The sequence below is a fragment of the Azospirillum sp. TSO35-2 genome (assembly GCF_003116095.1).
GTDB lineage: Bacteria > Pseudomonadota > Alphaproteobacteria > Azospirillales > Azospirillaceae > Azospirillum.
In genome coordinates, this window is record NZ_LGRA01000013.1 from 655,949 (window position 1) to 656,187 (window position 239).

A 239-nucleotide genomic window follows, 5' to 3' on the forward strand; every position below is an offset into this window, starting at 1 on the left:
CCACAAGGACGTCGCCGCCCTGCGCGACGAGGCGGAAGAGGATCCGGCGGAACTGGAAGCCGCCAGGCACGAGCTGAACTACGTCAAGCTCGACGGCAACATCGGCTGCATGGTCAACGGCGCCGGCCTGGCGATGGCCACCATGGACATCATCAAGCTGTATGGCAGCGAGCCGGCCAACTTCCTCGACGTCGGCGGCGGCGCCACCAAGGAGCGCGTCACCGCGGCCTTCAAGCTGA

1 pseudogene is annotated in these 239 nt (G+C 66.9%); it reads left to right on the top strand.

Annotated features, from left to right (window positions below):
• A pseudogene (sucC, locus tag TSO352_RS33900) lies at positions 1-239 on the top strand (succinate--CoA ligase subunit beta); the annotation flags it as partial.